21 protein-coding genes are annotated in these 26,827 nt (G+C 38.4%); 12 read left to right on the top strand and 9 right to left on the bottom strand.

The genetic code is table 11. From position 1 onward, the window contains the following. Window positions 1-63: 63 nt before the first annotated feature. The 3 genes from HWV58_RS17805 to HWV58_RS17815 all read right to left on the bottom strand — a co-directional run bounded on the left by HWV58_RS17805 (window position 64) and on the right by HWV58_RS17815 (window position 4,568). A complete protein-coding gene (locus HWV58_RS17805; RefSeq protein ID WP_175635381.1) occupies window positions 64-2,829 on the bottom strand; it encodes a bifunctional aconitate hydratase 2/2-methylisocitrate dehydratase in 2,766 nt (921 codons plus the stop codon). Window positions 2,830-3,131: 302 nt separating this feature from the next. Next, a complete protein-coding gene (locus HWV58_RS17810) occupies window positions 3,132-3,755 on the bottom strand; it encodes a hypothetical protein (protein ID WP_175635382.1) in 624 nt (207 codons plus the stop codon). Window positions 3,756-3,911: 156 nt separating this feature from the next. Beyond that, window positions 3,912-4,568 (bottom strand): polysaccharide deacetylase family protein, encoded by a 657-nt coding sequence (locus tag HWV58_RS17815; RefSeq protein WP_175635383.1) that lies wholly within the window; start codon window positions 4,566-4,568, stop codon window positions 3,912-3,914. A 19-nt stretch (window positions 4,569-4,587) separates the two neighbouring features. On the opposite strand from HWV58_RS17815, the gene HWV58_RS17820 reads away from it, so the two are divergent. The 4 genes from HWV58_RS17820 (at window position 4,588) to HWV58_RS17835 (ending at window position 9,230) form a co-directional block, all read left to right on the top strand. Then, window positions 4,588-6,000: a TolC family protein gene (locus tag HWV58_RS17820; protein WP_235972761.1), complete on the top strand. Its 1,413-nt coding sequence runs from the start codon at window positions 4,588-4,590 to the stop codon at window positions 5,998-6,000. A gap of 76 nt (window positions 6,001-6,076) precedes the next feature. After that, window positions 6,077-7,414, top strand: a complete 1,338-nt coding sequence (locus HWV58_RS17825; protein ID WP_175635384.1) for an efflux RND transporter periplasmic adaptor subunit — start codon at window positions 6,077-6,079, stop codon at window positions 7,412-7,414. 74 nt (window positions 7,415-7,488) lie between these two features. Then, window positions 7,489-8,487 (top strand): NAD(P)H-dependent glycerol-3-phosphate dehydrogenase, encoded by a 999-nt coding sequence (locus HWV58_RS17830; RefSeq protein WP_235972762.1) that lies wholly within the window; start codon window positions 7,489-7,491, stop codon window positions 8,485-8,487. 398 nt (window positions 8,488-8,885) lie between these two features. Further along, a complete protein-coding gene (locus HWV58_RS17835) occupies window positions 8,886-9,230 on the top strand; it encodes a hypothetical protein (protein ID WP_175635385.1) in 345 nt (114 codons plus the stop codon). A gap of 291 nt (window positions 9,231-9,521) precedes the next feature. Here the strand turns inward: HWV58_RS17835 and rimO are convergent, their stop codons facing one another. The 5 genes from rimO to rpmB all read right to left on the bottom strand — a co-directional run bounded on the left by rimO (window position 9,522) and on the right by rpmB (window position 12,727). Further along, a complete protein-coding gene (gene rimO, locus HWV58_RS17840) occupies window positions 9,522-10,853 on the bottom strand; it encodes a 30S ribosomal protein S12 methylthiotransferase RimO (RefSeq protein WP_175635386.1) in 1,332 nt (443 codons plus the stop codon). 126 nt (window positions 10,854-10,979) lie between these two features. Next, a complete protein-coding gene (ftsY, locus tag HWV58_RS17845; protein WP_175635387.1) occupies window positions 10,980-11,942 on the bottom strand; it encodes a signal recognition particle-docking protein FtsY in 963 nt (320 codons plus the stop codon). Between the two features lie 83 nt (window positions 11,943-12,025). After that, window positions 12,026-12,181: a DUF4295 domain-containing protein gene (locus tag HWV58_RS17850; protein ID WP_010599808.1), complete on the bottom strand. Its 156-nt coding sequence runs from the start codon at window positions 12,179-12,181 to the stop codon at window positions 12,026-12,028. A gap of 85 nt (window positions 12,182-12,266) precedes the next feature. Further along, window positions 12,267-12,449: a 50S ribosomal protein L33 gene (gene rpmG, locus HWV58_RS17855; RefSeq protein WP_010599807.1), complete on the bottom strand. Its 183-nt coding sequence runs from the start codon at window positions 12,447-12,449 to the stop codon at window positions 12,267-12,269. Window positions 12,450-12,493: 44 nt separating this feature from the next. Then, window positions 12,494-12,727: a 50S ribosomal protein L28 gene (gene rpmB, locus HWV58_RS17860; RefSeq protein ID WP_010599806.1), complete on the bottom strand. Its 234-nt coding sequence runs from the start codon at window positions 12,725-12,727 to the stop codon at window positions 12,494-12,496. 358 nt (window positions 12,728-13,085) lie between these two features. Here rpmB and acs point away from each other — a divergent pair, with 358 nt between their 5' ends. The 3 genes from acs (at window position 13,086) to HWV58_RS17875 (ending at window position 16,504) form a co-directional block, all read left to right on the top strand. Next, window positions 13,086-14,984: an acetate--CoA ligase gene (gene acs, locus HWV58_RS17865; RefSeq protein ID WP_175635388.1), complete on the top strand. Its 1,899-nt coding sequence runs from the start codon at window positions 13,086-13,088 to the stop codon at window positions 14,982-14,984. Window positions 14,985-15,155: 171 nt separating this feature from the next. After that, window positions 15,156-15,341: a CsbD family protein gene (locus tag HWV58_RS17870; RefSeq protein WP_025145117.1), complete on the top strand. Its 186-nt coding sequence runs from the start codon at window positions 15,156-15,158 to the stop codon at window positions 15,339-15,341. 158 nt (window positions 15,342-15,499) lie between these two features. Continuing rightward, window positions 15,500-16,504: an LLM class flavin-dependent oxidoreductase gene (locus HWV58_RS17875; protein WP_175635389.1), complete on the top strand. Its 1,005-nt coding sequence runs from the start codon at window positions 15,500-15,502 to the stop codon at window positions 16,502-16,504. Window positions 16,505-16,690: 186 nt separating this feature from the next. On the opposite strand, the gene HWV58_RS17880 is transcribed toward HWV58_RS17875, so the two are convergent. Continuing rightward, window positions 16,691-19,624, bottom strand: coding sequence for a M16 family metallopeptidase (locus HWV58_RS17880; RefSeq protein ID WP_175635390.1), 2,934 nt, complete (start codon window positions 19,622-19,624; stop codon window positions 16,691-16,693). Window positions 19,625-19,845: 221 nt separating this feature from the next. Here HWV58_RS17880 and surE point away from each other — a divergent pair, with 221 nt between their 5' ends. From surE to HWV58_RS17905, 5 genes are all read left to right on the top strand, one after another. After that, window positions 19,846-20,691, top strand: coding sequence for a 5'/3'-nucleotidase SurE (gene surE, locus HWV58_RS17885; protein WP_175635391.1), 846 nt, complete (start codon window positions 19,846-19,848; stop codon window positions 20,689-20,691). Window positions 20,692-20,700: 9 nt separating this feature from the next. Continuing rightward, complete coding sequence (locus HWV58_RS17890) at window positions 20,701-20,973, top strand: stationary phase survival protein SurE (RefSeq protein ID WP_175635392.1); 273 nt, start codon at window positions 20,701-20,703, stop codon at window positions 20,971-20,973. Window positions 20,974-21,141: 168 nt separating this feature from the next. After that, window positions 21,142-22,248, top strand: a complete 1,107-nt coding sequence (lpxB, locus tag HWV58_RS17895) for a lipid-A-disaccharide synthase (RefSeq protein WP_175635393.1) — start codon at window positions 21,142-21,144, stop codon at window positions 22,246-22,248. Window positions 22,249-22,452: 204 nt separating this feature from the next. Next, window positions 22,453-23,457: a LacI family DNA-binding transcriptional regulator gene (locus HWV58_RS17900; RefSeq protein WP_175635394.1), complete on the top strand. Its 1,005-nt coding sequence runs from the start codon at window positions 22,453-22,455 to the stop codon at window positions 23,455-23,457. Window positions 23,458-23,785: 328 nt separating this feature from the next. Continuing rightward, window positions 23,786-26,818: a SusC/RagA family TonB-linked outer membrane protein gene (locus HWV58_RS17905; protein ID WP_235972763.1), complete on the top strand. Its 3,033-nt coding sequence runs from the start codon at window positions 23,786-23,788 to the stop codon at window positions 26,816-26,818. Window positions 26,819-26,827 lie beyond the last annotated feature (9 nt).

Consider the following 26,827-nt stretch of genomic DNA (forward strand, 5'->3'; position numbering starts at 1 on the left):
AGGCTATCTGATATCTCGGATAGCCTTTTCGTGTATTTAACAAATGATATGTTTTTTTGTTTCTTATTGTTTTGTAGAAATAGGGGTAAACTTGGTTAAGTTGATGCCTTCCACTGCTACTTTATATTCTTCGATGCTTGGAATACGACCTAAGATCGCTGATAGAACAACCACCGGCGTAGATGCCAGTAAAGACTCTCCTTTTTTACCATCTTTGTCTTCTACCACACGGCCCTGGAATAAACGCGTTGAAGTAGCCATTACCGTATCACCTTTAGCCGCTTTTTCCTGGTTACCCATGCAAAGGTTACAACCCGGGCGCTCTAAATACATGATGTTTTCGTACTCGGTACGCGCTGTGCTTTTAGGTAAGGCATCGCTGAACTCAAATCCAGAATATCTTTGCAGGTATTCCCAATCACCTTCTGCTTTCAATTCATCGATGATGTTATAGGTAGGAGCGGCAACTACCAACGGCGCTTTGAATTCTACTTTACCAGTTTGTGTTTCTATGTTTTTCAACATTTGAGAAACGATTTTCAAGTCATCTTTATGCACCATGCATGAGCCAACGAAACCAAGGTCCACTTTTTTATCGCCACCGTAGTAAGTTAAGTCTCTGATGGTATCGTGCGTATAACGTTTAGACACATCAGCGTTATTCACATCCGGATCGGCAATCATTGGCTCCTGAATCAGATCAAGATCAATTACTACTTCGGCATAGTATTTGGCATTATCGTCTGGTGTTAAAGCTGGTTTGATGCCAGTTTTAATCTCTTCAATACGTTTATTGGCTTTATTGATCAAACCTTGTAAAACCTGGTTATGGTTGTCCATACCCTTGTCTATCATGATCTGAATACGGTTTTTGGCAATTTCTAAAGACTGGATCAAAGTATCGTCCTGAGAAATACAGATAGAAGCTTTTGCTTTCATCTCTGCAGTCCAGTCAGTAAAAGTAAAGGCCTGATCGGCTAATAAAGTACCGATGTGTACCTCGATGATACGACCCTGGAATACGTTTTCGCCATCAAACTGCTGCAACATCTGCAATTGTGTAGCATGAACCACATCACGGAAATCCATGTGTTGTTTCATTTCACCTTTGAAGGTAACTTTTACCGATTCCGGAATTGGCATAGAAGCCTCGCCGGTTGCCAGTGCTAAAGCTACAGTACCCGAATCGGCACCGAAAGCTACCCCTTTTGACATACGGGTATGCGAGTCGCCACCGATAATAATTGCCCACTCATCAATGGTGATATCGTTCAGTACTTTGTGAATAACATCGGTCATTGAATGATAAGTGCCTTTAGGGTCGCGGGCAGTAATCACACCAAATTCATTCATAAACTTCATCAGTTTAGGGATGTTTGCCTGTGCTTTTTTATCCCAAACAGATGCCGTGTGGCAACCTGACTGATAAGCGCCATCAACAATCGGAGAAATAACTGTAGCAGCCATTGCCTCTAATTCCTGAGCAGTCATTAACCCGGTAGTATCCTGCGAACCTACAATATTTACTTCTACGCGAACGTCAGAACCAGCATGTAGCACCTTGCCTGGTGCTAAACCTACAGCATTTCTGTTGAATATCTTTTCTACAGCAGTTAAACCCTGACCTTCGATAGATACTTCTTTAGCTGGTGCAAATACCAATTGAGCCTCGATACCTAAAGTTTTGGCAGCAAATGTTTGGATTTTTTTACCGAAAACGATGGCATAAGAACCACCTGCTTTGATAAATTCCATTTTTTGAGGAGTTAAAGCTTTTGAAATATCAATCAGCTCCTGATCTCCGCTGTATAATTTTTTAGTTTTTGTATTGATGGTAAGCACGGTTCCGGTTTCAACAGAAAACGCTTGCTCTAAAACAGGCTCGTCATTTTCATTACGGACAACATTACCGTTCTCATCCGTTTTCTTTACCCAGTTTTTAAGGTCGATACCAATACCACCGGTTACATCAACTGTGGTTAAGAAAATTGGGGAAATACCGTTGGTACCACCTACAATTGGTGCAATGTTTACAAACGGAACATAAGGGCTCGATTGTTTACCTGTCCAAAGTGCCACGTTGTTTACACCCGACATACGTGAAGAACCTACGCCCATGGTGCCTTTTTCGGCTACCAGCATTACGCTTTTATCGGGGTGTTGTGCCTGTAATGCACGAATTTGTTCCTGAGCTTCTGGTGTAATCATGCATTTACCGTGCAATTCACGATCAGAACGCGAGTGCGCCTGGTTGCCCGGAGATAATAAATCGGTAGAAATATCGCCAATACCAGCAATAAAGGTTACTACTTTAATTTCTTCAGCAACAGCCGGTAATTCAGTAAAGAATTCGGCTTTAGCATAACTTTCTAATATTTCTTTAGCAATCTCGTTGCCGTTATTGTAAGCTTCTTTTAAACGATCGGTATCAGCATCGTACAAGAAAACCTGTGTTTTAAGTACATCAGCTGCTTTGTGTGCTTTATCACCATTATCAGCCAAAGCAATATCCAATAAAACTTTGATAGAAGGGCCACCCTTCATGTGCGATAACAATTCGAAAGCAAAATCAGGTGTAATTTCTGCAACAACAGTTTCACCGGTAATAATTTCTTTTAAAAATTGTGCTTTTACACCAGCTGCGCCAGTAGTGCCCGGCAGGGTATTGTAGATGAAAAAATTAACAGCATCAGCTCTGTTAAAATTATTTACATTTTTGATCTGATCGATGATTTCGCTCAATAATTCGGCGCCATCAATAGGTTTAGGGTGAAGACCCTGGATTTTTCTCTCCTCAATCTCCTGGATATAATCGTTATAAATACTCATCTTAGATATTTTATTCTTTTTTCGCTAAGTTTTGCGTAATAAAATACACCTTTCCCAAAAGAATACTATTATTTGTAATTAATTTGTGGTTATCGACCAAAAAAATGAATTTTTGGATAAAACAAAAATAACAAAAAGCAAGCTTTAAATGCAATTTAAGCAGTTGATTACGTAATTTGGAATTGTTCTAAACTAGGTGGTTGCCTAAGGATTTCGAGTTATAAAATGCTTTAGGTTACTATCGTTTCTATGTGCTTTGTATCTTAAATGACCTTGTTCTTAAAGAAAATTACAGTTAAAGTTTAATCTTCACAAACGTTGCTGATATTGTAATAAAAGCCTAAGCTTTTTGACGTTAATTTTCCAAGAGAATCGATATTAACCTTATAAGGTTCGGTTTTTACCGGGCATTTATGAAATTTTACAAGATAGAGTTCGAAACCATTTTTAACCTTTTTGAAAGAACTGCCAATTGGACGGCTGTAATCAACATCTAAGCCTTTTATTTTTGCAATAAGTAATGCCTTATCCAAGCTGTTTACTTTTCCTATAAAATTGATTAGCTCGGCTTCATTCCTTACCACACCAACATGGTTATTTTTTAAATAAATAATATAGTAAAAGCCATAGAACAGTTCACTTTTAAATCCTGTTTCTGGTGGTGTGAATTTGATTCTCCATAGCTCTTTAATATCTCCTCTGCCTGTTATGATTTCTGTTCTTGGAATAGTTAATGAAGGATTGCTGAGGACGCATGCCCAGTAATCATATTTTTTATCAGGCTCAATTGCGCTTATTATATCTTTGGTATCTGAGAGGTTTGCAGGAATTCTACTATAACTTTTATCTGGCCTGGTTTGGCACGATAAAAAACAAATTGAAAAAGAGGAAATTAAAATGTAAAGCGTTAATTGAAGCGGTTTCATAGTTCTTTTTCATTAGATGCCAGGAATAGTAGGTTTCCATAACCGTTCAATTCCGTACAGTTTTGTCCGTTTTTGAACAGCTGGAAATTGCCGATCAGGCTAGAAGCTTGTTTTTGTCAATTGTGGTAGGCATAAGCAGTTCTGGCATAACTATCGCTAAAGCGTAGCGAAAGTGAACCCCCTTTCAGAGAAATAGGCCAAAACTTTGGGAAGTGTGTATGCTAAACGATCAAATGCTTTTAAACTATCGTGAAAAACAATAATAGAGCCGTTCTCGGTATGTTTAATCACATTTTGATAGCATTTTTCGGGCGAAAGATTAACGTCGAAATCGCCGCTGAGTACATCCCACATTACAATTTGCAGTTGGGAGTTTTCAGTTTTCAGTTGGGAGTTGGACTCCGGACTCCAAACTAACGACTCCAAACTCCGAACCTGGCTTTTCTTAATCCTTCCATAAGGAGGTCGGAAAAGATTGGTTTGGGTGAGTTCCTGGCATTTTAATGTATTTTGGAGATAGGTTTCATCATCGGTTTTCCACCCTTTTAAATGGTTGAAAGTGTGGTTGCCAATGGCATGCCCATCGGTTTTTACACGTTCAAAAACTTCGGGGTGTTTTACAATATTATCGCCGATGCAAAAAAATGTAGCTTTTGCATTAAAGACTTTTAAAGTTTTTAATACAAAATCTGTAACATTGGGTATGGGTCCATCGTCAAAGGTCAGATAAATAACTTTTTCGGTGCGGGATTTATTCCATAACAGTGATGGATAATACCATTTTAGCAGAAGCGGTGATTTGATCAGGTACATTTAAGCTCAAAGTTAGTAAATGCCTGTACAGATTGAAATTATTAAAGTTGTTTATATAGATTTGAAACAAATTATGAAGATGTTTACCAAGAAGAAGTTAGTTACCGGTTTTACTTTTGTTGCTGCGCTCGGTTTTGTCAATATTGTCAATGCCCAACAAGTAATCACCATTCAGCAAGCTGTTGAAAATACGTTAAAAAATAACCTTACCATTAAACAAGCTCAATTCAGCGCTGCTATATCTGAGGAAAACTTAACACAATCAAAATATGCGCTTTATCCTAATTTAAATGCGAGTGTAAACCCTAATTTAACCTTCGGACGTGGTTTGGATCAAACAACTTTCCAGGTTACCAATCAGACATCGTTGTATACAAGTGGTAATTTGAGTACAAACGTTGATTTATTTCAGGGGTTTACCAAAATAAACCAGATCAGGCAGAACAAAATTCTTTTAGATGCCGATAAGAGCAATATAGAGAAGGTTAAAAACGATTTGATTTTAAATGTTGTTAATGCCTATCTTCAGGTATTATATAACACAGATCTGGAGCGTGCTTCTAAAGACCAGTTGGATATTGCCAGAAAGACTCTTGCCCGAGAAAATGCCTTGCTTGATGCTGGTAACAAAACACTGGCTGATGTTTCTCAAGCTAAATCTCAGGCAGCAACAGCTGAGCTTAACTTAACGAATGCACAAAATGCACTTTCAATTTCATACCTAACATTAGGGCAGTTAATGGAAATGCAACCCAGTCAAAAATTTGTAGTACAGGCACCATTGATTGATAACATCAAAACAGCCTCAACAACGGTAAGTGCGGAAGAAATTTATAACAATGCCCTGAATATTTTTCCTGATATTAAGTTGGCCAGTTTAAGAGCATTAGCATCAAAGCAAGCCATCGCTGTTGCAAAAGGCGCATATTCGCCATCGCTAAGCCTTGGTGCAGGGTTAAACACTTCATATTCTTATCAATTTAACTATAACGGGTTAACGCCTCAGGCTTCATTTGCAGATCAAATAGATCAAAGATTAGGACAAAGCATAGGCATGAGCCTTCAAATTCCTATCTTTAATGGGTTTTCTGCACGCTCGAGTGTACGTAAAGCCAAAATTACTTACCAGAATAATTTAGTTCAGGAACAACTGGCTAAGAATAACCTGAATAAAGTTATTTTTCAGGCCACAACCGATTTGAAAGCTGCAGAAAGCCGTTATACCTCTACCCAAAATGCTTTCAATGCGCAAAAAGATGCTTTTTATGTAGTTGAGCAACGTTACAATGTAGGTTTGGTAAACTCATTAGATTACAGTACAGCTCAAACCAATAGAAACAAGGCTGAAATTGATTTTATACAAGCAAAGTATGACCTTATTTTCAGGGCTAAGGTTATCGATTACTACTTAGGTAAACAAATTACTTTTTAAGATTAAAGCCGAAGGTAAAAGGTAACTTTAAAACATTACAACTTTAATAAAACAAACGAAATACAATACATAAATTATGAAACTGAAGCATATTATTATTACCGTAGTTGCTATCGTGGCGCTCCTGGTTATACTCTCTCTAACTGGAGTTATTGGGGGAAATAAAACCGAAAAAGTAACTACAGAAAAAGCATCAGATAAAACTGTTGTAGAAACAGTTACGGCAAGTGGTAAAATCCAGCCAGAAACCGAGGTTAAATTAAGCTCTGAGGTATCGGGTGAGGTGGTTGAACTAAAAGTTAAAGAAGGCGATATTGTTAAGGCAGGTCAGTTGCTTTGTAAAGTACGTCCGGATGTATTGCAATCGGGTTACGAAAGAACAGTGGCTAGCTTCAATGCACAAAAAGCCAGCGTAGCGGCAGCGCAACAACAGCTTGCCCAAAATCAGGCTAATTTCGTAAATGCAGAGGCTACTTATAAACGTAATGTAGAGCTTTTTAATAAAAAGGTAATTTCTGCTTCAGAGTTCGATTCGGCTAAAGCTGCATTTTTAACGGCTAAAGCTAATTTAGCCAGTGCTAAAGAGAATGTAACCGGTGCCAGGTTTACTTTAGAGCAAACTGGTGCAAATGTTAAAGAAGCAGGAGCTAACTTAGCTAAAACTACCATTTATGCCCCTGTGGATGGCGTGGTATCTAAGTTATCAATCGAATTGGGTGACCGTATCTTAGGAACTTCGCAAATGGCGGGTACAGAAATTATGCGTATTTCTAACTTATCATCAATGGAAGTTAATGTTGATGTAAATGAGAACGATATTACCCGTGTTAAAGTTGGCGATAAAGCTTCAATCGAAGTGGATGCTTTCTCTGATAAAAAATTCAGAGGGGTTGTTACCGAAATTGCAAGTTCTTCAACAGCGGTTGGGACTGCAGTATCTACTTCTGTTGATCAGGTTACCAACTTCTCGGTAAAGATCAGAATCAGCGAAGAAATGGAAGGTAAGCAACAATCTATTTTCCGTCCGGGTATGTCAGCAACCGTTGATATCGAAAGCGAATCGTTAACTGGTTTAGCCATTCCAATTCAGTCGGTATTTACCGATAATGCAAAATCGGGTAGTAACAATAACCAGGGCAATCAGGAAAATACCGATAAACAAAAATCTAAACTTACCGATAAAAAGGTTAAGCAATATGTTTATGCTTACGATGCAAAAAGTAAAAAAGTTAAAAAGACCGAAGTAACTACAGGCATTCAGAACGATCAGTTTATCATTGTAAAATCGGGTGTTAAAACAGGTGCTGAAATTGTAACTGGTCCTTATTCTGCTATTCAGAACAAATTGAAAGACGGCATGGTTGTAGAAAAAACATCTAAAGACCAATTGTTTAGCAAAGACGCTAAGAAGTAAGGTATATTTAACCATAATAAATAATTAAATTGTCCCGGTTTAAAACATTAAACCGGGATTTTTATTTTATAATCATGGTACCTAAAATAGCAATGATAGGGGGCGGGAGCTGGGCTACTGCCATCGTAAAAATGCTTGCAGATAATTTATCTGAGAAAGAGATTTTTTGGTGGATGCGTAACGAGACGGCCATTGAACACATTAAAAAATTTAAACACAACCCGCATTACCTCAGTTCTGTTGAGTTAAAGCTCAGTCAGGAAAACATATCATCTGATATCAGTTCGATTATCAAATCGGCTGATTTCGTTATTTTAAACGTACCTGCAGCCTTTTTAAAGGAAACGCTGTCTACCATAACGGCTGACGATTTAAAAGGCAAGAAAATAGTATCTGCCATTAAGGGCATTGTGCCTGAAGATAATCTCATCATCGGCGAATTTTTGCACGAAAAATACAATATTCCTTACCACGATATTTTAGTAGTTAGCGGACCTTGCCATGCCGAAGAAGTAGCATTAGAAAAACTATCTTATCTCACCATAGCTTGTACCGACATCGAGAAGGCAGCAGCATTTGCGTCAATTTTAAATACCCGTTACATTAAAACCAATGTTTCTGACGATATTTTCGGGACGGAGTACGCTGCGGTTTTGAAAAATATTTATGCGGTGGCCAGCGGCATTTGCCATGGTATAGGTTATGGAGATAATTTTCAGGCCGTGCTGATTAGCAACGCTATCCGCGAAATTAAACGTTTTGTCGATGTGGTGCATCCCATCGACCGCGATATTAAAGAATCGGCCTATCTGGGCGATTTATTGGTGACAGCCTACTCGCAGTTTAGCCGCAACCGTACATTTGGTAACATGGTGGGCAAGGGTTATACCGTAAAATCGGCACAGTTAGAAATGAATATGGTAGCCGAAGGCTATTATGCTGCCAAGTGCATGCACATCAAAAACCAGGAGTATAATGTTGATATGCCCATTTGTAAGGCTGTTCACAGCATCATTTACGAGAAACGTTCGCCGCAAATAGAAATGAAATTACTGGCCGAAAAGCTGAATTAAACCTGGCTTCGCTGCATTTTATCATGTACTTAGCCCCGGGCGAAGCGGCATCCCCTAAGCGCAGCTATCGTGTAGATCCAGCTTTTGCAAATCCCGCTACACTGTACGTGATTGCCAGCTTGACTGGCAATCTTAATGCAATAAAAAGGCTAGTGAACATAATTTTTGTAAAGCAGGTTTTGTACTTATCGGTTACAGCAGCCCTTCTTTCCGCTACTATCTTTTTGTGCGGTTGAGCTTAGGCCGCTGCTATAATTTTATATCAGTGCTTAATAAGCTTCAGTACTTTGCCGGCATTACAAAAAGTATAGCCGCTTCAATAAGGTTTATTTAATTTGTTGCTGTGCAGCAAACAAAAATCATACGGCGCTGTTATGATAAAAAATAATATAGCTGTCATGAAAAAGAAATTTGTATTGGGTTTATTAACAATGGCCTTAATTGGCGGTGTAACCCTTAGCGTAAACGCACAAGAAAAGAAGAAAACCGAAGTTGGTAAAGCATTAGACCATACAGGTAAAGCCATTAGTAAAGGAGCTAAATCTGTTGGTAATAAAACTGCCGAAGTTGCTGTAAAAGGAAGCTCGAAAGTAGCCGATAAAACCTGGAAAGGTAAAATGGCACCCGATGGTTCGGATGTTTACATCAACGGAAAGAATGAAAAATATTATGTAAACGCAAAAGGTGCCAAAATTTGGTTAAAAGCAAGCCAGATTAAAGACAGGCCGGCACCTAAAAACTAGATTATTCGTCATTGCGAGAAGGCTTTTTCAGCCGACGAAGCAATCTCTATGAGCAATCGCTGATATAAAAGATTGCTTCGTCGTTCCTTCTCGCAATGATGATATTATTAGTGGGTTGGTCAATGGTGCATAGAGAGAGCATGTTGCCATCTTCAATATGGTAAACTTCTAAGGGAAACTAAGACTAGTGATACAGCCTCTTTTTATTATAAGGGGATGAATTAACACAATAGCCCTAAAACTAAAAATCCCGAAAGCTTGCTTTCGGGATTTTTAAACAGTTATATCTGATTAAACAATCGTTCCGTACAAGTCGAAATCCTCGGCTCTATCAACTTTAACGTTAACAAAGCTTCCGTTGGCCGCGTAGCCTGTAGCGGCATCAATTAACACTTCATTATCTACCTCAGGCGAATCGAATTCTGTTCTGCCCACAAAGAAATCGCCTTCTTTTTTATCAATCAGTACTTTAAAAGTCTTGCCTACTTTTTCCTGGTTGATATCAAATGAAATACCCTGCTGAATTTCCATGATATCATCAACCCGCTGTTGTTTCACTTCTTCAGGTACATCATCAACCAAAGTATGTGCATGTGTTTTTTCTTCGTGCGAGTAGGTAAAGCAGCCTAAACGATCAAATTTAGTTTCGGCAACCCATTCCTTCATTTCTTCAAAATCGCGTTCAGTTTCGCCCGGATAACCGCATATTAAGGTGGTACGCATGGCAATGTTTGGTACCTTATCGCGAATCTGATTAACCAGATCAATGGTTTTCTGCTTGGTGGTGCCGCGGCGCATCGATTTTAGCATGTTATCGGTAATGTGCTGTAATGGCATATCCAGATATTTGCAGATGTTGTCGCGCTCATTCATAGCGTCTAAAATTTCCATCGGGAAGCCAGAAGGGTAGGCGTACTGCAGGCGGATCCACTCAATGCCCGGTACATCCGATAAACGACGCATCAGTTCATCTAACTTACGCACACCGTACAGGTCCAGGCCATAATAGGTAAGATCCTGGGCAATTAATATCAACTCTTTGGTACCGTTTTTAGCCAGTATTTTGGCTTCGTTCACCAGCTCTTCCATTGGCTTGCTCATGTGCTTGCCACGCATTAGCGGAATAGCACAGAATGAACAGGGACGGTTACAGCCTTCAGCTATTTTAAAATAGGCAAAATGAGTTGGGGTAGTGAGTAAACGTTCGCCAATAAGCTCATGTTTGTAATTGGCTCCCAGTTCGTGCAATATGTTTTGTAAATCGTTGGTACCGAAGAAGGCATCAACGTTGGTAATTTCCGATTCTAGTTCGGGTTTATAACGTTCAGAAAGGCAGCCTGTAACCACAACCTTACCAATTTTACCGGCCTCTTTAAGTTCGCTGAATTGCAGGATGGTATCAATGGATTCTTGCTTGGCATTATCGATAAAACCGCAGGTATTAATCACCACGATATCATCCTTGCCCATTTTATCAGATTCGTGGGTAACATTTAGGTTATTGCCACGCAACTGGCCCATCAATACTTCCGAATCGTATATATTTTTAGAGCAACCTAAAGTTATCACGTTGATTTTAGGTTGTTTAGCTGTTATTTTACTGCGTACTACTTTAGTATTCATCTTTTACACTTAATCTTTACTATTGTTATAAGTAAGGAGATCGTCACCCCGAATTTATTTCAGGGTCTTTAATTTTTTAAACAAGAGATGCTGATATAAAATCAGCATGACGGATGTTTTGATCGGTTATTTAAATAAACTATTCACAAACTCCTTTTTATCGAATAGTTGCAGGTCGTTTATTTTTTCCCCTACGCCGATATATTTAACCGGAATTTTAAACTGGTCAGAGATCCCGATTACCACACCACCTTTGGCTGTTCCGTCTAATTTAGTAATGGCTAAAGCATTTACATCGGTAGCTTCGGTAAACTGTTTACACTGTTCAAAGGCATTTTGGCCGGTCGAGGCATCCAGTACCAATAATATTTCGTGTGGCGCACCTGGTACCACCTTTTGCATTACCTGTTTAATTTTGCCCAGCTCGTTCATCAAACCAATTTTGTTGTGTAAACGACCGGCGGTATCGATAATTACTACATCTTCGTTGTTGGCAACAGCCGATTGTAAGGTATCGAAAGCTACAGAGGCAGGATCTGATCCCATGGCCTGGGCTACAACCCTAACACCTACACGTTCGCCCCAGAGTTTAATCTGATCAACTGCAGCAGCCCTAAAAGTATCGGCAGCACCCAAAACAACTTTAAGTCCCGATTCTTTAAGTTTATGGGCAAGCTTACCAATGGTAGTCGTTTTACCCACCCCATTTACACCAACAACCATAATTACATAAGGCTTGTGGTTGCCATACTCAAACTGGCGGAAATCGTTACTGTTGTTTTCTGACAACAGCAATTGAATTTCTTCACGTAAAATAAAATTCAGTTCAGAAGTGTTCAGGTATTTATCGCGTGCAACACGGTCCTCAATACGTTTAATGATTTTTAAGGTTGTACTTACACCCACATCAGAGGTTACCAGAACTTCTTCCAGGTTATCGAGTACCTCATCATCAACAGATGATTTTCCGGCAACAGCTTTGGTAATTTTATTAAAGAAACCGTCTTTTGTTTTCTCTAAGCCCTTATCTAATGCTTCCTGGGCTTCAGGTGCAGTTTCTTTCTTTTTGAAAAAATCAAATAAACCCATATCTAAATTTTATATAACAAAAAAAGCCCTTCCGGTTGAAACGGAACGGCCTGTAATATTTTCAATATTAAAAAATATTAACCTTATTTAGATGCAATAGCATCTTTTACGTGGTCGTTGTGTACGATAAGCTCTTTGAATGAGTAAGCACCAGTTTTAGGTGATTTCACCATTGTAATTACTTTCGAATATTCTTTACCTGTACCTGTTTTAAGGGTTGCAACTACTTTCTTTGCCATGTTCTTATAATTTTAATGATCGAATCGGAGAATGTTAGAATGACAGAATTTTTTAATTCAATCATTTAATCAATCTATCATTCAATTATTTTATTTCTTTATGTACGGTTACTTTTCTCAATACCGGGTTGAATTTTTTCAATTCTAAACGCTCAGTAGTGTTTTTACGGTTTTTGGTAGAAATGTATCTAGACATACCTGGCATGCCACTTTCTTTGTGCTCAGTACATTCTAAAATAACCTGAACTCTGTTACCTTTTTTTGCCATTTTAATATTAATTGTAAACTGTTAATCTCAACAGTTAATGTTTTTTACAAAAATCCTTTTTTTACGAAACGATTGATTGCTTCGCTAATACCCACTTTATTGATGGTTTTAATCGCTGAAGTAGAAACTTTCAACGTAATCCAACGGTCTTCTTCAGGGATATAAAATTTCTGAAGTTTCAAATTCGGATAAAATTTGCGTTTGGTTTTAACGTTCGAGTGCGATACGTTATTACCTTTCATTGCCATTTTTCCTGTTAAATCACAAACTCTTGACATGACTTGTAAATATAGTTGTTAAATATCGTCGCTTAATTTTTTTAAGAGTGTGCAAATATCTGAATAATAATTGTAAAAGGCAAGAGCCTAGCTAATTATTTTTATAATTTATATTAAATAGCCGCAAAGATATTTACCATGTTGGTTAATAAGTGATTTTTTTAAATTAACCAAGGGGAAACACCCCTTGCCTGAAAGCGAATAGCCAATAGACAGTTTATCCTATAAAATCCTCACTATTTCAAAAATAAATATTTTTGATCAAACGTTTGATATTTATTTTGATACAATTTAACTATTTCTCCTTGTTATTATTTATTTAAATTAGCCGGCACTAATCCAAAATATAAAACGAGCAATGCAAATTACATCTTTTAAGCAATACGAAGAAGATTATAAGAAAAGCGTAGAAAACCCTGAACAGTTTTGGGGTGAGGTTGCGCAAAATTTTCAATGGCGCAAACCCTGGTTCAAGGTATTATCGTGGAATTTTAACGAACCGAATATCAAATGGTTCGAAGGCGCAAAGCTTAATATCACTGAAAATTGTTTAGACCGTCATCTTGCACTTAATGGCGATAAACCAGCCATTATCTGGGAACCAAATAATCCGGATGAAGAGTCGGTTACCTATACTTATAAAATGTTGCACGAGCGCGTTTGTCGCTTTGCCAACGTATTAAAACGTAATGGTGCAAAAAAAGGCGACCGCATTTGTATTTACATGCCTATGGTGCCCGAGCTGGCCATTGCTGTTTTGGCTTGTGCGCGTATCGGTGCTGTTCACTCGGTTATTTTCGGTGGTTTTTCGGCTAAATCTATTGCCGATCGCATTAACGATTCGAAATGTAAACTGGTAATTACTGCCGATGGTTCGTATCGTGGCAACAAGCAGATTCCACTTAAAGATGTAATAGACGATGCTTTAATTGGCTGCCCAACCGTAGAAAAATGTATTGTTTTAACGCATATCCGCACTCCTGTTTCAATGTTGAAAGGTAGGGATGTATGGTGGGAAGATGAGGTAAAGCACGTTAACGACATTTGCGAGGCCGAAGAGATGGATGCAGAAGATATGCTTTTCATTCTTTATACTTCGGGCTCTACCGGTAAACCGAAAGGTGTGGTACATACGTGTGGCGGTTACATGGTGTATGCAGGTTATACTTTCTCCAATGTATTTAATTATCAGCCGGGCGAAGTTTATTTCTGTACGGCCGATATTGGCTGGATTACCGGTCACTCTTACATTGTTTACGGGCCGCTTTCGCAAGGTGCTACTTCTGTATTGTTTGAGGGGATACCAACTTATCCATCACCATCTCGTTTTTGGGATATTGTAGAAAAACATAAAGTAAACACGTTATATACTGCGCCAACAGCTATCCGCTCTTTAATGAGTTATGGCGATGAACCGTTAAATGGAAAAGACCTGAGTACCATCAGGGTATTGGGATCGGTTGGAGAGCCCATTAACGAAGAAGCATGGCACTGGTTCGATGAGAAAATTGGTAAAGGTAATGCGCCAATAGTAGATACCTGGTGGCAAACAGAAACCGGTGGAATCATGATTTCGCCTATTGCAACCGTAACCCCAACCAAGCCAAGTTTTGCTACTTTGCCTTTGCCGGGTATTCAGCCTATTTTAGTTGATGAGAATGGTAAGGAAATAGAAGGAAACGATGTAATGGGTAACCTATGCATTAAGTTCCCTTGGCCAGGTATGTTACGTACCACTTATGGCGACCACGAACGTTGCAAGCAGACTTATTTTTCTACTTACGAAAACCTATATTTCACAGGCGATGGTTGTTTGCGTGATGCAGATGGTTATTACCGCATTACTGGCCGTGTGGATGATGTATTAAATGTTTCAGGACACCGGATTGGTACTGCTGAAGTAGAAAATGCAATTAATATGCACGCCGGTGTGGTAGAAAGTGCTGTTGTGGGCTATCCGCATGATGTAAAGGGACAAGGTATTTATGCTTTTGTAATTTATCCTGAAATGCATGGCGAAGCCGACTTATCAAAAAAGGATATCCTCCAAACCGTTACCCGAGTAATTGGTGCCATTGCTAAGCCCGATAAAATTTTATTTGTATCCGGATTACCAAAAACCCGTTCGGGTAAAATAATGCGCAGGATATTGCGTAAAATAGCCGAAGGCGATACCAGCAATTTAGGCGACACATCTACTTTGTTAGATCCGGCAGTTGTAGAAGAAATTATCGAAGCAGCCAAAACCTTAAAATAGTTTTTAGAAACGATAAATATTACCTGCCTCCGGAAACTCCGGAGGCATTTTTTTTGCTTAAAATTTTAAATAGCAGTGAGGTATCTGATTCTTCTTTGCTTTTTTCAAAACAATAAGAGGCTTTAACTGTTCTTTTAGGTATAAACATCACATTTAGAAAAACATACGAGCATGGATAAGTTAGAATTAAAAGGAAAGTGGAATGAAATAAAAGGGAAAGTTAAACAAGCTTATGCCGATTTAACTGACGACGATCTGAAACATGAGGAAGGTCAGGATGATGAGTTGTTGGGAAAGCTGCAACAAAAAACGGGAAAAGGTAGGGAAGAATTGGTGAAATGGATTAATTCCCTTTAATAGCAGTAATATAGGAGGGTAGAAGCAGTCAAAATTTTTGACTGCTTCTTTGTTTTATTGCCCTTCCTTAATGTATGCTTTAGGTCATAAGTATCGGCAACTGCAGGCACTTGCTGGTTTTAAGAATACTTTTGCTGGTATTAAAATTCCCGATTACAATGGATTCGAATTTATTAAAAAATATACCTTTCTCGGTGCTCGATCTGGCCACTGTTTTAGATGGTCATACCGCCGCCGATACTTTTAAAACAAGTTTAGCGCTGGCTAAACAATCAGAAGATTTGGGTTACCGGCGTTATTGGTTTGCCGAGCACCATAATATGGCTGGGGTAGCCAGTTCGGCTACTGCCGTGTTAATTGGTTTTATTGCAGGTGGAACAAAATCAATTCGCGTTGGCTCTGGCGGTATTATGTTGCCTAACCATGCACCATTAATTGTAGCTGAGCAGTTTGGTACGCTGGGTTCGCTTTATCCTAACCGTATCGATCTGGGGCTGGGAAGGGCACCTGGAACCGATCAGGTTACTGCTATGGCCATCAGGGGCGAAAATATGCATGCTGTGCATAGTTTTCCGAACGATATTGATAAATTGCAAAGGTTGTTCTCGGCCGAAAACAATAAGGCCAGTGTACGCGCTATTCCCGGCGAAGGACTTGATATTCCGATTTGGGTTTTGGGATCGAGTACAGATAGTGCCAGACTTGCAGCAGAAAAAGGTTTACCTTATGCTTTTGCAAGTCACTTTGCACCTGCTTACTTTGAACAGGCCATTGCCATTTACCGCAATAACTTTAAACCTTCTCAGTTTTTATCGGCGCCTTATGTTATGGCCTGTGTAAATGTGGTAGCTGCCGATACCGATGCTGAAGCCAACCGTTTGGCTACTTCTGTTAAAAGAATGTTTTTAGGGGTAATTACTGGTAAAAGAGAACTGTTAAAGCCAGCTGTCGATAATATAGATGCTTACTGGGATCAGCTGGAAAAAGAAGCGGTAGAACAAATGTTATACTATTCTTTTATTGGCAGTACCAAAACTATAAAAGGAGAGTTGAATAGCTTCATTTCCAAACATGGGGTGAACGAAATCATGAGTACTTCGCATATTTACGATCACGAGGCAAAATTGCATTCGAATAAGCTGTTTGCCAGCGTTTTCGGATAATTGTAGGCATGACCTAAAACAAAAAGCGTTCTGACAGTTGATCAGAACGCTTTTTTATTAATAATTTAGCTTTCAGCTTTAGTCTTTCAGCTTTTGAGCTTTTAGCTTACCACCTTAGACATCTTAGGGCATCCAAGCTTCCCGCTTTAGTCTATTGGCTCTTAGCCTTTCAGCTTTACCTTAAAACTAGTACCCAAAAATCTGCTCAAGGCTTAATTTAGTTACCGGACCAAATTTATTTAAATCGGCCATATTGATTTTCTTTTCAGAAGCAACAATACAATAGCTGTAAGGTTTGCCCGAAAGATTGTTCTGGTGGAACGATTTTACATCATTAAAGGTTAGCGGTTTTAAGTTCGCATATTCATCGATTCTCGAGTCATGGTCGAAACCAAGTTTTTTATCAGAAAGATAGCTGTAAATGATACCATCTTTAGTAATACGGCTGGTTTCTAAGCCATTTAATGAGTTGGTTTTAGAAAGTGCGAACGATTTATCAGACTCAGGTAAAGTCGTTAACAAATCATTCATTCCTGCTACTGCATCGTTCATTTTATCAGCCTGTGTACCTACGTAAGCAATAATTGCATTTTCTTTATCCTTACTGTTTGGCGAAGAATATACTGCGAAAGTAGAATAAGCTAAGGCTTTAGATTCGCGGATGGTTTGGAATACTACCGAACCCATGCCACCACCAAAATAATTGTTGAATAAAGCAATTTTTGCCGAATTAGCCGGATCGTATAAACCAGCATTGCGTACCCAACGGATTTCTGCCTGAACCATATCATAATCGGCAAAGTAAACTTTAGTCGAATCTGTTTTGGTGTAGGTAAATTTCTTAATTGGCGCAGCATCGGTAAATTCTTTTGCCAAAGGATGTGCTTTCACAATATCTGCCGAGAATGCAGTTAGTGTTTTAGGACCGTAATAAGTAATGGTGTGTTTGTAATTGGTTAGATTATGCAAGATGTAAATCAGATCAGCCGATTTCATGTTTTTAATCTCATCATTAGTTAAACCGTAGTTGAAAGGGTTAACCGCACCATATTGTGCATAACTCATTAAACCACCCAAGATAGATGATTTGTTCAGCTTGGCGTTTTCTCTTGATTTTAATAAACGGCCTTTTAAATCTTCTAAAGCTTTTTCGTTTGGTTTGCAGTTAGCCAAAACATCTTCTACTAAAGCAACTGCTTTTTCGAAATTTTCTTGTAAACCACTGATGGAAACCGTAGTTACATCAGTACCTACGTTGATGTTGTAGCTGCAGGCAATGTTGTAAAAAGCTTTACTAATATCTTCTGCCGAATATTTATCTGTACTTAAGAACGACAGGTATTGTGCAGCATAAGGCAACAATTTGTAGTTATAAGAACCCATATCAAAACGGTAGCTCATGCGGAAAATTCCGTTTTCGGTATTTTGTACTGCAATTACATCTGCAATACCCGCTTTACCAAAATTAAGGTCTTTGGTATAATCTAAAAACTTAGGTGCAATTGGTTTTACCGGAGCGGCAATAATGTTTTTAGTAAATGGAGAAACCTCGTTTACATTGGTTTTAACAGCTGTAATTGTTGGTTTTTCTACTTTAACAATGCTTTTATCTTCGCCCTTATGTTTTAAAATAGAAACATAGTTGTTGATGAAGAACTTGTTGGCAAAATCTACAATTTCCTTTTTGGTTATCTTGGCCATGGCATCAGTAGAAGCTAAGGTTTTATCCCACTCAGCGCCTCTGTTCTGGATAAAGGCATTCATCGTAGCATCAGCACGCACATCGTTGTTATCAAAACCTTGCAATTCAGCTAACTTGATGTTGGCAACAGTAGCTTTGATCAGGCTTTCATCAAACTCACCTTTTTTAAGCAGTTCTACCTGCTCTAACAATAATTTTTGAGCCTCTTCTAAACTTTGTCCGGCTTTTGGAGATCCCGATAAAATGAAAATACCATAATCTTTCATCGAGTTATAACCCGCACCTGCACGCAACATTTTTTGTTGTTTGTTGATGTTGATATCCATTAAACCTGCTTTACCATTAGATAAAATGCTGCCGATTAAATCTAACAATAAACTTTGGTGGGTGTTTTGCGCAAAACCTCTGTAAGCAACATACAAATTCTCGGCACTCGGACCGTAAATGTCAACAGTTTGTACCTGAGTTAAAGGTTTTTCGGGAGCTGGATTATAAAGCGTAAATGGTTTTGGAACCATGTAGGCAAAATCTTTATCGATTTTTTTAATCAACTCATCATAATTAATATCACCCGACATGATTAGGGCCATGTTATTTGGCACATAATATTTGTTGTAATATTTTCTGATTTCGATTAACGAAGGGTTTTTTAAATGCTCAATGGTACCAATGGTAGTTTGCTGACCGTAATTGTGTGTAGGAAACAAAGCGTAAAGCATTTTTTCGTACATTTTACGTCCGTCGTTGTCCATACCAATGTTTTTCTCTTCGTATACCGCCTCTAATTCGGTGTGGAAAATACGGAAAACCGGTGCACGGAAACGTTCGGCCTGTACAGCCAGGAATTTATCGATAGCATTTGATGGAAGATCTTCTTCATAAACAGTTTCTTCTACAGAAGTATGTGCGTTTGTAGAATTGCTACCGATTGATTTCATCATCTTGTCGTACTCATTTGCAATAGAGTAGTTCGAAGCTTCGCCCGAAGTTTTATCAATTTCTTTGTAAATTTCTTTACGCTTAGCCGGATCGGTAGTTTTGTTATAAACTTCGTAAAGCGATTCGATCTTATCTAAAAGTGGTTTTTCTTTGGCATAGTTCAGTGTTCCAAACTTATCGGTTCCTTTGAACAAGAGATGCTCTAAATAGTGGGCCAAACCTGTGTTGGTGCGGGGGTCGGTGTTGCTACCTGCCCTAACAGCCATTTTATAGGTAATGTTCGGCTCTTTGTTGTTCTGCGATAAAATTACTGTCAAACCGTTTTTTAGCGTGTAAAAACGTGTCTTAGTCGGGTCGTTGGTTACATATTTATACGTAAATCCGCCCGAGGTCCCTGTTTTCCATTGATAGGTGGTCTGCGCTTTCGCAATAGAACCCGTAATCAGAAAACAAGCCAAAGTAAATAGTTTGAATTTCATTGAAATGGTTTTGGTTTATGATAATGCGCTTGTATTTTGTTTTTTACGATCTGATAAATACAGCATTCATTTTTAATAAGTTATTTGTTCAAATATATATCCTTTCTGTTACGTTATGAAATACTTTTTCATTTCAGAACTAAATAGGCAGGAATAAATGATTTTGGCATATAAAGCCTTGTTTATTGTGCCTTGAATTTATAATCTGTATTTTTACCGGCATGACAAAGCAGGGCACAAAACCAAATATTTTAGTTGTAAACGACGATGGAATTACAGCTACTGGTATTAAGAATTTAATGGAAGTAATGCAAGAGCTGGGCAATGTGGTTGTGGTAGCTCCCGATAGTCCGCAGAGTGGGATGGGACATGCCATTACCATTGGCAAACCAATCCGTTTTGATAAGGTTGAGCTTTACGAAGGGGTTGAAATGTATAAATGCAGTGGTACACCTGTTGATTGCGTTAAAATTGCTGTTAATAAAATTTTTAAGGGTAAAAAGCCCGATTTGTGTGTATCCGGAATAAACCATGGTTTAAATAATTCAGTTAATGTGCTGTATTCAGGCACCATGTCGGCAGCGGTTGAAGGTGCCATCGAAAAGATTCCATCAGTTGGATTTTCTTTAGATGATTTTGCTGCTGATGCTGATTTTAGTCATACCAAACCTTACATAAAAAATATTTGCGAACAGCTTCTTGAAAACGGTTTGCCGGAAGGCACCCTTTTAAATGTTAATTTCCCTAAAGGCGATAACCTGAAAGGGGTTAAAGTTTGTCGCCAGGCCAATGCCAAGTGGATGGAAGAGTTTGAAGAAAGAACCGATCCATACAAACGTCCGTATTACTGGCTTACAGGTGTTTTCGAAAACTTTGATAAGGGAGAAGATACCGATGTCTGGGCTTTAGAAAACGGCTATGTATCTATTGTTCCAGTACAGTTCGATTTAACTGCGCACCACGCCATCCAAACGATAAACACCTGGAATTTTACCGGCGGAAATGCTTCGAAACAGGTAGGCATGGCCACCAAGGTTTCGGCACCCGATGGCATTAATTTAGGTTAATCATAGGTGATGAACGATCGATTAAAAGCATTGAATAATTCAGTATGGGTTGGTTTGGCAATTGGTTTACTGGTTCCGGTAATTTTATGTTCCCTTGCGTGGTATATCATTCACCATGTAGCTTCTTTGGCCAAAGCCGATTTGTTATATATTGGAGGCATTGCCGTAAACGCATATACCATGCAATATTTTTTTAAATACAATAAAGAAAATATTGGAAGAGGCATACTGGCCGCTACATTTTTGTGTGCCTTTGCTTTTTTTTCCTATAAAGTCTTTTAGAGGATGGAAGGTGGAAGAGGTAAGATGGAAGATGGGGATTTTTTTCATTGCTGCTATCTCAAATCTTATGTTAAAAATAACAGGACAGAAGACGGGTGAAATAGATGACAGGAATTGTTCCTACATCTTCCATTATCCATCCCACATCTTACATAACAATAACAACTTATGAAATACTACCTCGTAGCCGGAGAAGCATCAGGCGATTTACATGGTGCAAACCTAATAAAAGCCCTAAAAGCTGAAGATGGCGAAGCGGTATTCCGTTATTTTGGTGGTGATAAAATGGCTGCAGAAGGAGGAGAGCTCGTAAAACATTATGCCGATATGGCTTTTATGGGTTTTACCGAAGTTATTTTAAACCTGCGTACCATTTTTAAAAACCTCAGCACCTGTAAACAAGATTTGTTAGCCTGGAAACCAGATGTGTTGATTCTGATCGATTTTCCGGGTTTTAACCTCAAAATTGCTGAGTTTGCCAAAGCGCATGGTATAAAGGTTTGTTACTATATCTCGCCAAAAGTTTGGGCCTGGAACCAGAAACGTGTACTCAAAATAAAAAGGATTGTAGACCACATGTTTTGTATTTTGCCATTCGAGGTAACTTTTTACAAAAGCTGGGGTATGGAGGTAGATTATGTTGGTAACCCTTTGTTAGATGAAATTGCACAATTCACACCCGATCCTGCCTTTCGCGGGAAGCACGAATTAGGCGATGAAAAAATTATTGCCCTATTGCCCGGAAGCCGGAAGCAGGAAATAGAACGGTTACTGCCGGTAATGTTAAGTGTGATCGAAAATCATAATGACTATACTTTCGTAATTGCCGCCGCACCAACCTTTAGTGCCGGATATTACCAACAATTTATAGGTGGTAAAAAAGCCGTTTTAATCTTTAATAATACCTACAACCTGCTGCACCAGGCCCATGCTGCCATTGTAGCTTCGGGTACAGCCACTTTAGAAACTGCTTTGTTTAAAATACCACAAGTGGTGGTGTATAAAGGTGGTACCATTTCTATCGCCATTGCACGCTTGCTGGTAAAAATTAAGTTTATTTCGCTCGTAAACCTCATTGTAGATAAAAAAATCGTGACTGAACTGATTCAGGAAGATTGTAATACCCAAAACATAGACGAAGCGTTAGGTTTAATACTGGGAGGTGCAGGCAGAAGTGAAATGCTGGCGGGCTACGATGAACTTTTAGAATTGATGGGAAAACCAGGGGCATCGGCAAAAACAGCAAGACTGATTAAAGGTTATCTATCTGCGTAATTATTGAATGATTGAATGTTTTCTGGCACAATACTTATTCACTCATTCAAAATTTACGCATTCATTCAATAATTACTCCACTTCTTTCTTTCTAAAACGATTAACATAAAAAATGTTAAATTGCAGCTTTTAAGTTGGCAAAAATTTAAAAACTATAATTTTTGTTTAGTTTTGAAATATTAACCTAATAGAACTCCCCAGCACATGAAATCGCTTTCTATCAAAGACATTGCCGTTAAAGCAAACGTATCCATCACTACAGTTTCTTTTATCATTAACGGAAAAGCAAAAGAGAAATCGATTAGCGAGGCGGTTATAGAGAAAGTTGAGAAAATTATTGCAGAAAGCGGTTATAAACCAAATCAGATCGCCAGGAGCCTGCGTACCGGAAATTCGAATATTATTGGCCTGATTATCGAAGATATTTCAAACTCCTTCTTTTCGAGGATAGCAAGATTAATTGAAGATAAAGCTTACAAAAAAGGATATAAAATTATCTATTCGAGCACCGAAAACAGTGTAGATAAGGCGAAAGAGCTAATCAACATGTTTAAATCGCGTAAGGTTGATGCCTATATTATTTCGCCAATTAAGGGAATTGAAGAAGATATACAGCTGTTGATGAACGATGGCAACCCTGTAATTCTTTTCGATAGGAACCTACCCGATATCAGTACCAGTTACGTAGGTGCTGATCATTTTAATGCCTCTTACCAATCCATCAAAAACTTTATCGATCAGGGTAAAAAGAACATTGCTCTGGTAACTATCGATATTAATGTAGAACAGATTACCGAGCGTTTGGAAGGCTATAAAAAAGCGCTGGAAGATAACGGAATCAAATACAACGAAGACCTGGTTTTAAAAATTCATTTTAACCAGGAAGAAAATGAAACCATTGCCCAGATTCAGGGCTTACTTCAGCATAAAGACATAGATGCTGTACTGTTTGCTACCAACTATTTGGCAATTAGTGGTTTAAAAGCCTTAAAGCAGATCAATAAAAAAGTAGGAGATGACCTTGCCGTTATCGCTTACGATGACCATGAAGCTTTTGAATTGCATACTCCCCGTATTTCTGCTATCCAGCAGCCCTTAGAAGAAATAGCCGAAACCATTATCAAACTTATCTTAAGCAGACTTTCTTCAAAAAGCAAATTACCTGCAGAAGAGGTAATTATCCCAGCCCGTTTAGTGCTTAGAGACTAATAAAAACCTGCTTCCGGGTAATTGTCATATTTTTTTTACTTACTAAAACGTTTTATTACGATTTAGAATTGCTATTATTGACGCGCTAAAACGTTTTAGCATAGCCGGAATAAATTTTATGAGCATTAAACCAGTTTCCTACTGATTTTTAAGGGATTGTATAAACATAGGGATGAGTCTTGTTATGGGACTCTGATTTTATCCAATCAAACCTTTAACAAAATAAACATAGGTATCAGGCAACATAACCATTGCCTGACCTTCGCTTTCGCAGATAACCAATACCAGAAACAATAACTAATCATTTATAATTAAAACAAAACCGTTAATGAAAATTAATTTACTCAAAATTACGGGGCTGTCTGCTGCCATTGTGCTGCTAAATAGTCCTGCGTTTTCAATGAATCCGGAGTGGGAAGGTACACAGAGGTTCTTGAATGGAAACGTGCCCGCCGGGCGTATTCAAGCGCAAAAAAATGTAACCGGAACCGTTGTTGATGATAGCGGTCTGCCAGTACCGGGAGCGGGAATTAAAAACCAAAGCACCGGAAAAACAACTGTTACCGATGCTAACGGAAAGTTTGTGATCGAAGCCAGCGCCGGACAGGTACTTCGTTTTACCTATATTGGTTACGAAACACAGGATATTACGGTTCGCGAGTCGTCGGTAATCAATGTAAAATTTGCAGTATCAAAAAATACTGATCTACAGGAGGTAACTGTTGTAGCTGTTGGATACGGTACACAATTACAAAAGGAAGTAACTTCGGCAGTTGCACACGTTGGTGCTGAAGACTTCAGACAAAGTGGTTCTAGAAATGCATTGGACCTTATTCAAGGCAAGGTTGCAGGTTTAGTCTTAACGCGGGCTAGCGGCTCAAATCCTAATAGTGGTGTTAATGTACAGTTACGTGGAGTTGTAAGTGTTACCGGAAGTGCAAGTCCATTGTTTGTAATTGATGGTATTCCTGGTGGTAACCCTGATTTATTGCAGCAAGATGATATCGAATCAATCGATGTTTTAAAGGATGGTTCTGCTGCTGCAATTTATGGTTCGACAGCAAATGCTGGTGTAATTTTAATTACAACTAAGAAGGGAAAACCTGGACTTCCACAGTTTAATTATTCATCGTATGTAAGAAAAGAATATTATAATAAGTGGCTAGATTTTTTAACTCCTGCAGAGTATAAGGAGAAAATTGCAACAGGGCAGTTAAAGACTACAGATTTTGGTCATGAAACAGATTTTGTTGATCAGTTAATTAACCACGATAATACTTCTCAAAACCATAATTTAAACTTTAGTGGTGGTAGTGATAAAACGAGTTATAGAGCGAGTTTAAACTATCGTGATCTTGAAGGCATTGCCAAAGCAAACACTCGGGAAGAGTATACTTTAAGGTTTAATATTAATCAAACAGGATTAGACGATAGATTAAAAATTCAGGTTAATTTAGTTACGAATTTTAACAAAGCCAATCTTTTAGGTGGTGAAGGTTGGGAGAGTGAGCAAACCAAAAATCCGACATTATCCAATTATAACTCTGATGGTACATATCGATTTGATTTGACCAGCAGAAATGAATTTGCCCGGATTAACCAGGAAACCAATTATCGTAAACAGCAAACCAGTTCTGCAGATGCAAAGGCTGATTTGGATATCTTACCTGGTTTAAAAGCATCAGTTTTTGGTTCTGTTACTCGCGACAATCGCTATGACAGTGCTTACAGGCTTAAAGCAAGTGAGGACTCGATGGAGCAAACAGATGTTGCGTATAAAGGTGGTGGCTATGCAGGAAAAGCTGATTTTCTGTCGCAAGCCTGGGCATTAGAACCGACCTTACAATACAATAAAACTTTCTTCGGAAAGCATAATTTTACTGCATTGGCGGGTTATAGCTACCGTTATTATATGGAAGAATCTTCAAGCATGTCTAACCGTGGATTCATTAATGATTTGTTTCATGAAGATAACATTTCACAAGGTACTGCCCTTGCACTCGGTAAGGCAAGCATGGCTTCTAATAGAAATGATAATACTTTAATCGCTTTCTTTGGCAGAATTAATTATAACTATGATGGTAAGTACCTATTAACTGCAACTTTAAGACGAGAAGGTTCATCACGTTTTGGTAATAACAACAAATGGGGTAATTTCCCTGCAATTTCGGGAGCATGGAATATTGCTCAGGAAGATTTCATGAAAAACGTCTCATGGGTTAGTAGTTTAAAGCTTAGAGCTGGTTATGGTGAAACCGGTAATAGTGGTTTCGCAAACAACGCTTCAAGGGTAACGCTTGGTGGTGGAGGAAGATACCTTTATCCAGATGGAACATATGCCGAAACCTATGGACCAACAAGGAATCCAAATCCAAACCTAAGGTGGGAAACTAAAAAAGAAACAAATATTGGAGTAGATTTCAGCTTACTGAAAAATAAATTATCTGGTCAGATCGATTTATTTAAACGTACAACCAAAGATTTATTAGATACCTATACTTCTCCGCAACCTCCATTTATTCAAGATAGAATTTATACTAATGTGGGTACGATATCTTCGAAAGGTATCGAATTAGCACTAAGTTATGCAGCATTTAACACACAGGATTTCAGCTGGAGTATTGATGCAACGGCTAGTACATTAAGAAATAAATTAGATTCTTATTCAAATGATGAGTACAAAATTGCATACAAACCATTTGGTGCAATTGGTGGTGCAGGTGCTTTAGGAGATGCGATTATTACTTACGAAGGTGGCGCATTGGGTGAATTTTGGGGTAAAAAATTCGCTGGTTTTACTTCCGACGGTAAATGGTTATTTTATAACAGAAACGGTCAGGCTGTGCCAAATGCACAGATCAACAACTCGAAAGATAAAAATGTAACAGATTTACAAATGATAGGTAATGCCATCCCCAAATATTATGCATCTCTAGCTAATAACTTTAGATATAAGGGATTTGATTTACGTGTTTTCTTAAGAGGTAAATTCGATTATGATATCTTAAACAGAAATGCACTTTCATATGCAAACAAAACATGGGCTGGTAACTTATTAAAAAGCACTTTCGATAAATACAGCCAGATCAATGATACTTATATGTATTCGGACTACTATTTGGAAAAAGGAACCTACGTAAAGTTAGACGAAGTAACCATAGGATATAATTTCAAATTAAAAACCAAATTAATTAGAAACATGCGCGTTTATGCTACGGGACAAAATTTGGCAACCATTACTGGTTATACTGGTAGCGACCCGGATTATATCAGTGATACTGGCTTAGGCCCAAGTGTTGATAATAGTGGTGCATATCCAAGTACACGTTCATTCTTGTTCGGTTTAAATGTTGGATTTTAAAGATAAAAA

It is taken from the genome of Pedobacter ghigonis (assembly GCF_903166585.1).
Lineage (GTDB): Bacteria > Bacteroidota > Bacteroidia > Sphingobacteriales > Sphingobacteriaceae > Pedobacter > Pedobacter ghigonis.